This window comes from Bacillus sp. FSL K6-1006, assembly GCF_038593175.1.
In the GTDB taxonomy this organism is placed as follows: domain Bacteria; phylum Bacillota; class Bacilli; order Bacillales; family Bacillaceae; genus Bacillus; species Bacillus safensis.
This window is the reverse complement of sequence record NZ_CP151970.1, coordinates 661,947-675,830: the sequence shown is the minus strand read 5'-3', so window position 1 is coordinate 675,830 and position 13,884 is coordinate 661,947. Positions and strand designations below refer to the sequence as shown.

Annotated in this window: 11 protein-coding genes and 1 pseudogene; 4 read left to right on the top strand and 8 right to left on the bottom strand. The window is 42.9% G+C overall.

The window, feature by feature from the left end; translation table 11 throughout:
* Positions 1 to 57 precede the first annotated feature (57 nt).
* From NSS65_RS03380 to NSS65_RS03365, 4 genes are read right to left on the bottom strand one after another with little or no spacing between them, the layout of a single operon-like run.
* Entirely contained in the window at positions 58 to 1,227 is a 1,170-nt protein-coding gene (locus NSS65_RS03380; RefSeq protein WP_231122822.1) for a CamS family sex pheromone protein, read from the bottom strand.
* A 42-nt stretch (positions 1,228 to 1,269) separates the two neighbouring features.
* Complete coding sequence (ligA, locus tag NSS65_RS03375) at positions 1,270 to 3,276, bottom strand: NAD-dependent DNA ligase LigA (RefSeq protein ID WP_070326817.1); 2,007 nt, start codon at positions 3,274 to 3,276, stop codon at positions 1,270 to 1,272.
* Positions 3,277 to 3,316: 40 nt separating this feature from the next.
* Entirely contained in the window at positions 3,317 to 5,539 is a 2,223-nt protein-coding gene (pcrA, locus tag NSS65_RS03370) for a DNA helicase PcrA (protein WP_024426683.1), read from the bottom strand.
* Positions 5,540 to 5,596: 57 nt separating this feature from the next.
* Entirely contained in the window at positions 5,597 to 6,289 is a 693-nt protein-coding gene (locus NSS65_RS03365; protein ID WP_041108669.1) for a heptaprenylglyceryl phosphate synthase, read from the bottom strand.
* 264 nt (positions 6,290 to 6,553) lie between these two features.
* Here NSS65_RS03365 and NSS65_RS03360 point away from each other — a divergent pair, with 264 nt between their 5' ends.
* Positions 6,554 to 6,913 carry a DUF2283 domain-containing protein gene (locus NSS65_RS03360; RefSeq protein WP_326135364.1) on the top strand — a complete coding sequence of 120 codons (360 nt, stop codon included), beginning with the start codon at positions 6,554 to 6,556 and terminating at the stop codon, positions 6,911 to 6,913.
* 46 nt (positions 6,914 to 6,959) lie between these two features.
* Here the strand turns inward: NSS65_RS03360 and NSS65_RS03355 are convergent, their stop codons facing one another.
* Entirely contained in the window at positions 6,960 to 7,190 is a 231-nt protein-coding gene (locus NSS65_RS03355; RefSeq protein ID WP_039176971.1) for a hypothetical protein, read from the bottom strand.
* Positions 7,191 to 7,329: 139 nt separating this feature from the next.
* Between NSS65_RS03355 and NSS65_RS03350 the strand changes: the two genes are divergently transcribed.
* On the top strand, positions 7,330 to 8,910 hold the full coding sequence (locus NSS65_RS03350; RefSeq protein ID WP_326135363.1) for an FMN-binding glutamate synthase family protein: 1,581 nt from the start codon (positions 7,330 to 7,332) through the stop codon (positions 8,908 to 8,910).
* A gap of 96 nt (positions 8,911 to 9,006) precedes the next feature.
* Positions 9,007 to 9,515 (top strand): annotated as a pseudogene (locus NSS65_RS03345) (DUF3916 domain-containing protein).
* Between the two features lie 100 nt (positions 9,516 to 9,615).
* On the opposite strand, the gene NSS65_RS03340 reads toward NSS65_RS03345, so the two are convergent.
* Together NSS65_RS03340 and NSS65_RS03335 are read right to left on the bottom strand one after the other, a co-directional pair.
* The gene (locus tag NSS65_RS03340; protein ID WP_024424524.1) at positions 9,616 to 9,930 is read right to left on the bottom strand and encodes a YerC/YecD family TrpR-related protein; all 315 of its coding nucleotides are present in this window, start codon (positions 9,928 to 9,930) and stop codon (positions 9,616 to 9,618) included.
* 561 nt (positions 9,931 to 10,491) lie between these two features.
* Positions 10,492 to 12,234 (bottom strand): adenine deaminase C-terminal domain-containing protein, encoded by a 1,743-nt coding sequence (locus tag NSS65_RS03335; protein ID WP_252050220.1) that lies wholly within the window; start codon positions 12,232 to 12,234, stop codon positions 10,492 to 10,494.
* A 125-nt stretch (positions 12,235 to 12,359) separates the two neighbouring features.
* Here NSS65_RS03335 and NSS65_RS03330 point away from each other — a divergent pair, with 125 nt between their 5' ends.
* The gene (locus NSS65_RS03330) at positions 12,360 to 12,581 is read left to right on the top strand and encodes a DUF2892 domain-containing protein (RefSeq protein ID WP_024426689.1); all 222 of its coding nucleotides are present in this window, start codon (positions 12,360 to 12,362) and stop codon (positions 12,579 to 12,581) included.
* Between the two features lie 32 nt (positions 12,582 to 12,613).
* On the opposite strand, the gene NSS65_RS03325 is transcribed toward NSS65_RS03330, so the two are convergent.
* The gene (locus NSS65_RS03325) at positions 12,614 to 13,879 is read right to left on the bottom strand and encodes a peptidase (RefSeq protein ID WP_268480818.1); all 1,266 of its coding nucleotides are present in this window, start codon (positions 13,877 to 13,879) and stop codon (positions 12,614 to 12,616) included.
* Between the last annotated feature and the right edge of the window lie 5 nt (positions 13,880 to 13,884).

Sequence of the window (13,884 nt, the reverse complement as noted above, 5' to 3'; positions counted from 1 at the left end):
TGCCTTTCTTCTTGGTTTCTACTAATATTTTGACAAGAGTTTGGAAATCCCTCTTATTTAGTCATATATATGAACAGTCGGTTCTTTGTCTTCAGCATTTTTCGTGATCAGGGCTTCTTGTTGATCAGAAGATGTAATGTTGATTTCAATATTGGTACTCTTGTAATAATCCATGACTTCACCCGTTAAATATTGTGTGAAGGCTACAACTTCCGTTTTTCCATAGAACTGCATTGGAATTTCGATTTTCATTTTTTGCAGGTTGCCGTTTTTGTAAAAGCCTTTTCCTACAACACCAGTGTAATTCGGGAAGTAGTCTTCGACCTTTGTCTTGAAGCGGTCAAATCGCTCTGAATCATCTTTGTAGCTGCTTTTCGCATTATCTGAAGGGAAGAATACATTCTCCTCATTGAGCGTATCCCAATTTCCGATATCAGCAGAGCCTGCTTTCACATCCGTTTTGGCGATAAAGTTACCTGGAACGATAGATGATTTTGGTGCTTGCTTATAAAGGGCAATCATGACAGGCACTTTTTGCAGTCCGTCCATTTGACGAATGCGCTTGACCACTTGTTCAGCGATTTTTTCACCCTCTGCCAAAAGTTTCTTTGAATTTTTCGATGAATCGATGGTCACCTCTTGCTGCGGGTCACCGATCTTTTCACGGTAATAATAAACAGAGTTCAGTGCAAGACCAATGACAACTCCGCCAAGCTGTAAGCTGTTTTTGTCTTTTCGAATTAAGTAATTATGCTCTAGCATCGAAGCTAAGTAGATAGGACTATTTTCATTTTTAGACTTTGTTGAACCTGAGTTTGGAAGAGCAGGATTTAAGCCTAGATTCTTAAAGTCTTTATCTTCTTTTTCTGCCTTTTTCAGATCACTGCCTGTTTTTTTGCGTGCCAGCCAGCTGAGAACGGTGTCCTCATCTAAATGCTGTCCTTCTTGGAAAAGATAGTCGTTTGTATTAAATGACTCTGTTGCGAGGCGCATGAGTCCTGTTTCAAATTCATCAATGTCCAAGCGTGTGTTGAGACGCTCCGCTGTTAAACCTCTCGCAGCTCCTTGTTTAAACGGCAGCACCATTTTGTAATAGGAATCTGAGATATTGTACATCGGGATGATGGCTGTTTCCTTTGTTTCCTTCGTTTCATCCGTTTTTTGTGTGACCTCTTCCTCTTCCTTTCCCCCAAAAGGTGCACACGCTGACAATACCAGTGTGAGCATTGTCAGCAGCAATAACAACTTTTTCAATAGAAAACACTCCTCTTATTTCTTTAGCTCCTCGAGCATTTTAGCTTCGTCCCAAATTTCAATATTGAGTTCTTCTGCCTTTGTCAGCTTACTCCCCGCTGCTTCTCCGGCAATGACTAGATCTGTTTTTTTACTCACACTGCCTGCCAGCTTGCCGCCTAATGCTTCGATCGCTGCTTTTGCATCGTTTCGAGCCATTTCTTCTAACTTTCCTGTCAGCACAATGGTTTTTCCTGCAAAATAGGAATCACTTTCTTCTGCTTTTACCGGCTTTGGCCCTGTATAGGTCATATTGACTCCAAGCTCTTTTAGTTCGTTCAGCAGATCGAGTATTTCTTCTTTCTCAAAGTACGTGACGACGGCATCAGCCATTTTTTCACCAATTTCGTCGACTTCAAGTAATTGTTCTTTCGTTGCTTGCTTTAATTGATCGATGTTTTCGAAATGCATCGCCAAGGTCTTAGCCGCCTTTGAACCAATAAATCGAATGCCGAGTCCAAATAGTAAACGCTCAAGAGAGTTTTCTTTCGACTGCTCAATCGAACGCAGTAAATTGTCGACAGATTTTTCGCCCATTCGTTCAAGCTGAATCAGCTCTTCTTTTGTTAATCGGTAAAGGTCTGACACACGAGAAACGAGCTGTTCCTTGAAGAGCTGTGTAATGACCCGCTCGCCAAGCCCATCAATATTCATTGCATTACGGGAAACGAAGTGAATGAGACCCTCACGTATTTGGGCAGGACATTCTGGATTGATGCATCGTAAGGCCACTTCTCCTTCGATTCGCACCAGCTCACTATGACACTCTGGACATTCAGTTGGCATGTGAAACGGCTTTTCTTCGCCTGTACGCTGATCGACAAGGACACCTGCCACTTCAGGAATAATATCGCCGGCTTTTTTCACAATCACCTGATCAAACAAGCGAATATCCTTTTCTTTGATCAAATCTTCATTATGAAGCGATGCACGCTGCACTGTCGTCCCTGCTACTTTGACAGGCTCAAGAATCGCTGTTGGTGTAATCACGCCTGTTCGCCCGACACTTAGTTCAATATCAAGCAGCTTCGTTACGACCTCTTCAGCCGGAAACTTGTACGCAACCGCCCAGCGCGGGCTTTTTGCTGTAAAGCCGAGTTCTTCCTGCTGAGCCAATGAATCGACTTTAATGACAATTCCATCGATTTCATATGAAAAATCGGCACGCTTTACTTTTACTGTTTCAATGAGGTCGATGACTTCTTCGATCGTTTGGCACATCCGTCTTTCTTTGTTTGTTTTAAAGCCAAGTTCGTCGAGAAGATCAAGTCCTGCGCTTTGCGTTTCAACACCAATTTCATCAAGCTCCGCTATACTGTAGACGAATATATCAAGGTTTCGTTTCGCTGCAATTTTCGTATCTAGCTGACGAAGTGAACCTGCAGCCGCATTACGCGGGTTTGCAAACGGCTCTTCTTCGTTTTGTATTCTTTTTTCATTTAATGCTTCAAAAGAAGGTTTTGGCATAAATGCCTCGCCTCTCACTTCAATCGACAGAGGGCGTTTGATTTTTAGCGGGATGGAACGAATCGTTTTGAGGTTTTCAGTAATATCCTCCCCAGTTGTTCCATCTCCGCGTGTCGCTCCTCGGACAAACACGCCATTTTCATAACGGAGAGAAACAGCGAGTCCATCAATTTTCAGCTCGACATTGTATGCGATATCGTCACCGACTGCTTGACGAACCCGGCGGTCAAAATCAAGAAGGTCCTGTTCATTAAACGCATTCCCAAGGCTGAGCATCGGTGTGCCGTGACGCACTTTTTGGAAGGCGTCTAAAACAGCGCCGCCTACTCTTTGTGAAGGAGAATCCGCTGCTTTTAAGTCAGGGTGTTCTTCCTCCAGAGAGATCAGCTCACGCATCCGCGCATCATATTCAGCGTCAGGAACACTTGGACGATCAAGTGTATGATATTCGTAGTTGTATTGATTCAAAATCTGGTGCAGTTCCTCGATCCGGCGTTTCGCTGCTTCTTTATCCATCTGCTTCTTCCTTTCAATTCATCCGTTTTGTCCTATCAGTTTATTGCTTCTCGATTGGTGCAAATGCTGCGAGAAGACGCTTAATGCCTGTAGGGCTTGGGAACGCAATATCAAGCTCTGTGCTGTCTCCGCTGCCTTTCACACTCACAACCGTACCAACGCCCCATTTTTTATGGGCCGCTTTATCGCCCACAGCCCAGCCAATACTGCCGCCGCCTGTGTTTTGAATCGTTTGTGTTTGCGGACGTGAGACAGGTCCCCGTCTTTGCGGTCTTTCTCTTGTTTGACCAAACGGTGTTTTTGTTTCTTTTTTCTCATTTAGGTTGTCCAATAAATCGGCTGGTATTTCTCGAATGAATCTTGATTCAAGGTTCATGTTTGTCCGGCCGAAAAGTGTTCTCATTTTTGCACTTGATAAATAAAGCTCTTCTTCAGCCCGTGTGATGCCTACATAAGCGAGGCGGCGCTCTTCTTCCATCTCTGCATCTTCCATTAATGAACGGCTGTGCGGGAAGACACCCTCCTCCATTCCCATTAAGAAAACAACAGGGAATTCTAGACCTTTTGCGGCGTGAAGTGTCATTAAGATGACGGCATCCTGATCTTCTTCTTCATTCTCATCCAGCTTATCAATGTCTGCGACGAGGGCGAGATCTGTCAGGAAGGTCACAAGTGACTTGTCCTCATTTTGTTCTTCAAAATTCTTAGTGACGGATAAAAACTCGTCAATATTTTCTAAGCGGCTTTGTGCTTCAATCGTTTTTTCGAGCTTCAGCGCTTCACGATAGCCTGTTTTCTCTAGAATTTCTTCTGTTAATTCAGTGACAGATAAATAGTCCTGCATGTTCGTCATTTGATCAATGAGCTGTTTGAACTCATCAAGCGCATTGGCTGCCCGTGCACTCAGTCCAATGAAATCCACCTGACCAAGTGCTTCAAACATAGACAGGTCATTCATCTCCGCATATGCTGCAATTTTATCAACAGATGTCGCACCGATTCCGCGCTTTGGTACGTTGACAATTCGTGCAAAACTAATATCGTCATCTGGGTTTGCCACTAGGCGTAAGTATGCCAAAATGTCTTTGATCTCTTTTCTGTCATAGAACTTCGTGCCGCCGACAATATTGTACTGAATGTTGGCTTTCATTAACGTTTCCTCTATGACACGAGACTGAGCATTTGTCCGGTAAAGGATCGCAAAATCGGATAATTTGCGCTTTCCGCTCTGATGAAGCTGACGAATCTTTCCTGCGACAAATTGTCCTTCACCAAATTCATTATCTGCACGATAATAGGCAATCTTCGCTCCTTCATCATTTTCTGTCCAAAGATTTTTCGGCTTCCGGTTTGCATTGTTTTGAATGACCGTATTTGCGGCATGCAAAATGCGTTTCGTCGATCTGTAATTTTGCTCAAGCAGAATCACTTCACTGGATGGATAATCTTTTTCAAAGGAGAGAATGTTTGTAATATCCGCTCCGCGCCAGCGATAAATAGACTGATCCGAGTCACCGACAACACATATATTTTGAAAGCGCTGCGCGAGCAGTTTCACAAGCATGTACTGTGCTCTGTTCGTATCCTGATACTCATCCACATGAATGTATTGGAATTTCCGCTGATAGTGCTCTAATACTTCAGGAATGCGCTCAAACAGACGAATTGTCATCATAATTAAATCATCAAAGTCGAGTGATTGGTTTTTGAGTAAACGCTTTTGATAATCTGTATAGACATCGCTGACCACTTGATCATAGAAATCACCCGCTGTTTTGGCGTATTCCTCTGCGTCAATGAGTTCGTTTTTTGCACTGCTGATGGAACCTAAAATGCTGCGCGGGTCAAACTTTTTAGGATCGATATTCCGTTCTTTTAAAATGTTTTTAATAACTGAAAGCTGATCAGATGTGTCTAAAATAGAGAAGTTGCGATTCACACCAATACGGTCAATATCGCGTCTTAAAATACGGACACACATGCTGTGAAACGTAGAGATCCAGATGTCATCTGCGCCAGGCCCTAAAATTGCCTGGACACGTTCACGCATTTCACGTGCTGCTTTATTTGTAAATGTAATCGCTAAAATGTTCCACGGCGCCACATGCTTTTCTGCCATTAAGTAGGCAATTCGATGTGTGAGCACCCGTGTCTTCCCGCTTCCTGCTCCTGCCATCAACAATAAAGGACCGTCTGTTGCTTTGACTGCTTCTTTCTGCGCGTCATTCAGCCCTTCTAATAGATGATTCGATATTTCATTCATTCCATTCACCGCCAATTCGAACTTATGTTCTATTTTAACCCGTTTCGTCTTATTTGACTATGATGACTTTTTGACTGCTTCGACTGTCTTTAGAGCTTCTTTGAAATTGTCATAAATGACGTTTCCTACAACCACAACGTCTGCATGCTGCGAGAAGTCTTTTGCCTGCTTAGCGTTCTGGATGCCGCCGCCATAAAAAAGAACTGTTTCATCAAGCACTGCTTTTGTTTCTTTGACAAGCTCTATGTCTCCAAGCGTTCCGCTGTATTCCAGATAAAAAATGGGCAGCTTCATCAAATGCTCTGCCACTCTTGCATATGCCCTGACGTCATCAATATCCAGCGCTGTATTTGCCTCTGTAAGCTTGGCCGCTTTACAATCTTCATTTAAGATCACATAGCCTTCAGGCACAATCTCTTCCATTGACATCAAATCACCGAATTCCTTCATTGCGTCCTTGTGCAGCCCAACAATCCAGTCAGGGTGAGAGCTGTTTAAAACGGTCGGGATGAAATACAGATCAAAGCCAGGCACAATCATCTCATGTGTGGAGATTTCGAGCACACATGGCACTAGAAACCGGCGGACCTTTGACATCAATTGAAGCACGTTGTCCTCTGTCACATGATCACTTCCGCCAATCAATATGGCATCCGTCCCAGATTCGCAAATCGCTTCTAGCTGTTCATCGGAAATTTCTTTATTTGGATCGAGTTTAAAGACATGCTTCCACTCGGTAACATCATACATGAAAAACGTTCCTCCATTCGTTTCATTCCATTTAAATATTATAACAAAATCAAAGGCCGCAAAAAATGGGTAACCTCCTTTAGCTAAAAGTTTCATTCTTTTGAAAATGGGTGATCGTGACTTTACATAAAATTGCTGGAGAATAGATAAAAAATCCACTAGAAGAGGAGCTGAAAGAGGTTGTTATTTTGGCACTTTGTCACATGCTATTATACAATAAAGGGATATTTTACTATAGATTTAAAAACCAACTATTAAGCAGAGGTGACTCAGTTGAAAAGAACGATTACATATGAACAAAATATAGACATCGGATACATCTATATCACCCCGCAAGCGAAGCATATGAAAATCAAAAAAACCATTGAATTAGATGTCAATGAATGTGTCAATGTAGATATCGACCAAGAGGGCCGAGTGGCTGGCTTGGAGTTATTTTCAGAAGAATCCAAAGTACTGCGGAACACACCGGTTTATGAGGATGAGCTTTCTTTACGTTTGACGGATCAGGAAATTCTCTCAACCTATCAACTGTCAGGCGTTGAATTCCAATTCTCAACACCTGATCACAATGAGCTGATCGGTTTTACTATTGTCGATCCAATTCGATATAACGTCAAATGATAAACAAGAAAAAACCGTTTTGATCTTTCAAAACGGTTTTTTCAAACTATTGTCTCGCTTCATTAAAGTAATGGACGGATGTCATGGCCCCTTCGTCGACCATCTTGTTGTCTTGGATATCTAATGGATCTGGGTGGCCGGCTTTTTCAGGAACCTTTTCATCTGACCGGAACATGCTTGCCCATTTTTTCAGATGCTGTTTATTTTTTACCGCTAATAACACAGCTCCTCCAACCCCTAATCCTGCAAGTACATACGCATTTGGACGCTTATTCATGTATGTTCCCTCCCCTTATGATCTTATTTGTAAGTTACCCCGCCTTTTCATTTCTAAACGTCACAATATGCTGATGTGGTTTCTCTTTCATTAAAAAGTGGAATAACAACAGCAATGAAAGAGAAAAGAGGGGATCTTCGTGACAACAACTTTAATTGTCATCAGCGCATTGCTAGTCATTTGTTTGATCATCCCAATCATTCTATTGATCTGGATTTGGATGAGGGATGAAAAACAAGAAGAACATTCAGTTCTGCGAAATTATCCGGTCATTGGAAAGCTGCGGTTTATCTTTGAAAAAATAGGACCTGAGCTTCGCCAATATCTGTTTCTGAATGACCGAGAGGAGCTGCCCTTCTCAAGAAGAGAATACGAGCAGGCGGTCATGTCTGGGAAGTACAAAAGCCGGACGATGGGCTTTGGATCAAAACGTGATTTTGACAAGCCAGGCTATTATATTCGAAACGTCCTGTTTCCAAAGCAGCGAAATGAACTTCGCATCGATCAATCTGAAAAAATCAAAACGAAAGTGTATCAGATTGATCAAGACAATTTACTGAGAAGAAGTGAACATGTCAAAGAAGTCGAAGCAAATCCTTACTTTCTCCATCAAAAGGATGTACAAGTCATTGGCGAACACACATGTCAAAAGCCTTTCCATGTGAAAGGACTGATCGGTCAATCTGCCATGAGCTACGGCTCCTTAGGCGACAGGGCGATTACAGCTCTATCCTCAGGATTAAAAATGGCCGGCGGGACGTGGATGAACACAGGTGAAGGCGGGCTTTCTCCTTATCACCTCAAAGGCGGCGCAGATATCATTTGCCAGATTGGGCCTGGTTTATTTGGGGTTAGAACAGAGGATGGCGCATTTTCCTTTGAAGAATTCAAGAAAAAAAGCGAACACGAGGAAGTCAAAGCCTTTGAACTCAAGCTGGCACAAGGAGCAAAAACACGCGGCGGTCATATTGACGGCGAAAAGGTGACGGAAGAAATAGCGAATATCCGTAAATTGCCGCCTCACCAATCCATTGACAGCCCAAACCGCTTTGAGATGTTCCACTCCATTCCTGACATGTTTGATTTCATTGAACAGCTGCGGAGTATAGGCGGAAAGCCAGTTGGAATCAAACTTGTTGTCGGACATAAAGAAAATATTGAAGAGCTCGCCAGCTATATGAAAAAAAGCGGGAAACACCCTGATTTCATTACAGTGGATGGCGGAGAAGGCGGTACAGGGGCGTCCTTTCATGAATTGGCGGATTCCGCAGGGCTGCCGATTTTCACGGCGCTCCCAATGGTTCATCAAATATTGAAAGAATACGGTGTCAGACATCAGGTGAAGCTCTTTGCTTCTGGCAAGCTTCTCTCGCCTGATAAAATTGCGATCGCCCTTTCAATGGGAGCTGACTTTGTGAATATTGCCAGAGGTCTCATGTTTTCAGTCGGATGCATTCGCGCCCAAGTCTGCCACACGAATAAATGCCCGGTCGGGGTCGCCACGACTGATCCAAAGCTGCAAAAGGGTTTATCGATTGAAGAAAAAAAATACCGAGTGTGCAATTATATCCTGTCTCTTAGAGAAGGTTTGTTTAATTTATCCGCAGCTGCGGGTCTAGAATCGCCTATTCATTTTAATGAAAAACATATTATTTTTAGACAAGAGAATGGCGAGACAAGCGAAGTGCCGATGTTCTCAGGCACACAGCCATCTGTCTAGCTCGAAAAGGTGCGGAAACGCGCCTTTTTTTATTGACATTTTCGCTCAATCGCGTATAAAGAACTTAAATAATGTGACTGAAATGGAGAATAGAGCATGCGTGAGAAAAAGGTTCGCGGAAGGAAACGGAAAACTGATCAAATGATCCAAGAATTGAGGCAAATACACAGAAGTTCCCGGCAGATATCAAACATGGCTATTGGCATCTGCCTCTACCAGCTGCTTATGATTTTATTTCCTCAAGCAAAACACCGAAAAAGCTTTAGCGATTATACATTCAAACCCTATTAAATAGAGCTGAACATCTCATTGATATAAAGCCAAATGACGGTGAAACATATCGGTTAGTAGTTGCAGTAGATACCCCTGGACTTTGGGGTTCACAAATCATTGTGTTTAAAGGAGATTCCTATTTTCAAAACTTTTTCAATAGACATGATGACGAGCAGAAATGGCTGCCTCTTCCCGCAGAAAGAGACTTTCAAAGGGAATGGGGTTTATCTGTTTCAAAGGACATGAAAACAGTAGGATTTAAGAAAATCATCTCTAGTGAAGACGGCATCTCCTATGAAGGAGAAAGATGGTTGATGGGCGAGCTAAAGTAAAAAAACAGGGACACTTTATCAGCCCCTGCCCGCCTTTTCATAAAAAAACTGCAAACAAGTCCATTTTTCTTAAAAAGGATTGTTTACAGTGAAAGCTGCTTTATTTTGTTTCGTTATTTTCCTGCTGTTCTGCTACGCGGTCAAGTGCCATCGTATAGGCATCGTTGCCATAGTTCAAGCAGCGTTTGACACGTGAGATGGTTGCAGTGCTTGCACCTGTTTCCGTCTCAATTTTATGATACGTGTTTCCCTCACGAAGCATACGCGCTACTTCAAGACGCTGTGATAAAGATTGGATTTCATTGATGGTACATAAATCATCAAAGAATCGATAACATTCTTCCAGGTCTTTAAGGGATAAGATGGAGTTGAATAACTGATCTAAGCTTTTGCCCCTTAATTTATCAATTTGCATCTTAATACATCTTCTCCTTTACTATTGCCACACCGCTTCGCACGATCTTCTTCTAAGAAAGCGGTATCTTTCCTGACTAATTTTTTTAAAACCTCAGCAATGAGCTTTGAACAGATCATGACAGGTTTGGTTCTACGCTGAAAATGCCGTCAGGTTCTTTCGTAAGCCGAAGCTTCTTTATCGTAAACAAATTCGACAAGTTCTGTCATTTTCCTTGTATGACAATCTGACAAACTTGTTTGCTTCCGGTATAAAGATGACTTCTGCTTGGTTAGGTCTTCTGCCCTCATATACAGGCTTTACGGAAAGCTCGGCGAGACCACAAATATGCGCCCCGCCTTGCTCGGGTTATTCAAAATATGTTGGCCGGTCAGCGTAACCGGCAAATTCATTTTACAATTAGAGTACTTCATTCGTCATGTCAAAGCCCTCTGCTTTGTCAACAGTTCCACATAAGATCATGATCACTTACATGGCAGTGAAGAGAACCATGGCTCACTTCTGCCCTATAACAGCAGTCAGAAATGCGGCAAAGATGATACAGCTCCACTCTGTTATATTTTAACGCATTATAGACGGAAAGAGTACAGTTTTTTTCATGACATCAAATATTCCTCTTGGTGTCACTCGAATATACGGCAAATGTGTACTTTGGAAAAAGACAAGTGTATCAATTGGGCAGTCAAATGGATAGCCGCGCTCAATGAGTAGCTCGCGTAATGTTTGTTCCTGCTGAAGAACAGTCTCAAACGGTTCAGCAGATGCACAGCCTGATAATTGCAGCGGGATTTCGTGCAAAATTTTCCCGTTCTCTGTGAGTACGATTCCCCCGCCAATTTCTTTCATCCGCTTATGTGCCAGCATCATATCTTCTTTATTTTTCCCGATCACTAAAATGTCACCCGTGAGCGAAAAAGAGCTGACAAAGCCCTGCACTTTATTTGCGAACCCTTTTAGCATCGTATTCACACGCCACTCGCCTTTTCGGTCAATCAGGCTAAAGAAGCTTTGATCATGGTCACATGACAGCTGGTTGATTGAGTTATCAATTTCCACTGTATAAGGCTCCATGATGACAGCATTTCTCATCTTCACACCTAGCGGCATAGAGAATTGCAAATCACTCATCGTGAGGTCGTAGCTTAAATCTAATGGAAGAAGCCCTCCATTTTCCCATTTTGTTTCTTGGAATTGATGCTGGTTCTCGCCATCTAATTTGAGGATAACCCCTTTAGATATGACCGTTTCAGGATTTGGGTTCATTGGATCATCTAAAATATTCAAAGAAGCCAGCCGGCCTGGGCCAACAACGCCTAGTAAATCATCAATTTGATAGTATTTTGCAATGTTAAATGTCGCCATATTATACGCATCAATGATCGGCACGCCTTCTTCAAGGGCAATCGAAATCAAACGGTTAATCATGCCTTCCTCATAAAAGTGAGGGGCAGCACCATCTGTTGTATAGAAAAAGTGATCATAGTGTCTAAAGTCACGCTCATGCAGTTCTCTTAAAATGTTCACTAAATCTGGGCGGATGGAAGAATGCCGCAATGAAACATGATAGCCAAGGGACAAGCGTTTTAACACATCGTCGGCATTCATCGCTTCATGATCACTGTCCGCGCCAAACAGCTTCATTTTTGTTAGCGTTTTCTCAGAAGCTCCAGGGAAATGCCCTTCAATTCGTTTTCTCTGCTTCTTTGTTTCTTGCATGCAATATAAAATGAGATCATCACCGTCCATCAATCTTGGCCAGCTTGTTAATTCGCCGCCTTGGAGGACGTCAGGATGATCAATCCATTCCTTCCGGTAGTTGACTGGCAGCATCTCATCTTCATATCTGACTTCCGTTTGAAGATCGTATCTGGACCACCAGAAATACTGAAATGGCTGCTTTTTTAATTCACATAGGGTGGAAAGCGCTTTCTTTTCATTGCTTTGCAAAAGAAGAAATAAGTTATCGCTGACCATCGTTGTTGTGCCAAATTGAGACACATATTCTGCAAGTGATTGGGGATTATAAATATGGAACGGATGCGCGTGAGGCTCTATATACCCAGGCACAATGTATTTCCCTTCACAATCAATCACACGTTTAGCTGATTTATTTTGAGGAAGCTCTGCTCCGACATAAACAATTCGATCATCATGTATCCAAATATTTGCCTTCACCCATTGCTTCAAAAACGGGTTAAGCACGAGTCCATTCGTTAAAAGGAGTGTTGGAACTATTTTTGAGTCGACTACATCGATTTGTGTGCGGATGTCATTGTTTCTCCAATTAAAAGTACGTTCGGACATTCACATACTCTCCTTCATTTGTATTAGCCCTATCGTAACATAACGAACTACGTTACGCATTAATGAAACGTTACAATTTCTTGAAATCACACTTAAAATAATTTAAAAAAGGAGATTCACCTTCAATGAAACCTAATCTCGGCTTAATGGAAGCGCTCATTAGAATTGCCTGCGGAATGACAATATGTACTGTGGCTGGATCCTTATATGCTAGAAAACCATGGAGTAAAATGCTGCTTTTTAGCATCATGTTTGGCGGTATGAAACTGGGATCTGGCATTCTTCGTTTTTGTCCAGTGACATATATGTGTGAGCAGCAGGACACACATAAAGAGAAGGCTGAGTAAGGCAGCCTTCTTTTTTTGTGATCATTTTCATCTCATTCCGCTGCTTCACACCATTCGACCATTGTCCCTGCAATAATTTCAGCTGCTTCAATCACATGCTCAATGTCAATGGATTCATTCGGAAAATGGGCAAGCTCCGTTGTTCCCGGTCCAAACACGATGATCGGAATACCTGCAGCTTGTGACAGTAATCCGCCGTCAGTTCCCCAAGGGGCGGCTTCGATTTTCGGCGGCTGCTTCATGACCGCTTCATATTGTTCCTTCAATAAACCTAAAAGCGGATGATCTGTATCGATTGAACCCGGAAGCCATCTTGCACCAAACCATTCGACCTCAACAGGATGCTCTTGGAACCATTCATCTTTTTCTCCGAGTCCTGCCATCCAATTTTCTAATTCCTTCTCTGCCTGTTCTACCGTTTCACCGGGCATCACCCCGAGCCTGCCTTCCATTGTGACAAGGTCTGCTACAGAGGATGGCCAATCACCGCCTTGAATTTTCCCGATATTGATTGGGATCGGGATTGGGATATGCTGAAACAGCGGCTCGGTGATTCGCTGATTTCTTTCTTCTTCAAGTGCCGCTATATGTGAAAGGACAATCGTGCTCTTTTCAATAGCAGAAACGCCGTGATATCTTGTTCCGCCATGAGCAGCCCTTCCTTTAATATGCAGTCTGAACCATTTAGATCCCTGCTGAATCGGAAAGATTTTCATATAACTTGGCTCTGGAATGATGGCTGCATCTGCGGTATATCCTCTTAGTATGGCTGCAAGGGTGCCTGCACCGCCGCTCTCTTCTTCGACAACACTATGAAACACGACATCTCCCTTCAGCGGAATCTGAAGTGCATGCAGTGCTTCAAGTGCAAAGAGTAAAGAAACGTTTCCACCTTTCATATCTGTTGCCCCGCGTCCATAAAGTCTCCCGTTTATGATATGCCCGCTGTAGGGCGGATATGTCCATTGTTTGTGATCTCCTGCCGGGACAACATCCACATGCCCATTTAATAAAATAGATTTGCCGCCTCCTTTACCTTTCAATCGTCCGGCGACATTGGGACTTCCTTTAAAGGAACGCCTCGGGGAATAAAAATACGGATGGTTCAGCAAGTCATCTCCGCCAATGTCCCACATGTCAACATCAAAGCCAATGGCAGAAAGTTTATTTGCTACGATTTGCTGTACTTCTTGCTCATTTCCTTGTGTGCTGTCACATTGCACCATTTGCTGAAGAAGCGTTACGGCTTCCTCCTTATGCTCTTTCATCCAGTTTCTGATACGTGTGGTTGGCTGCAAGTCGG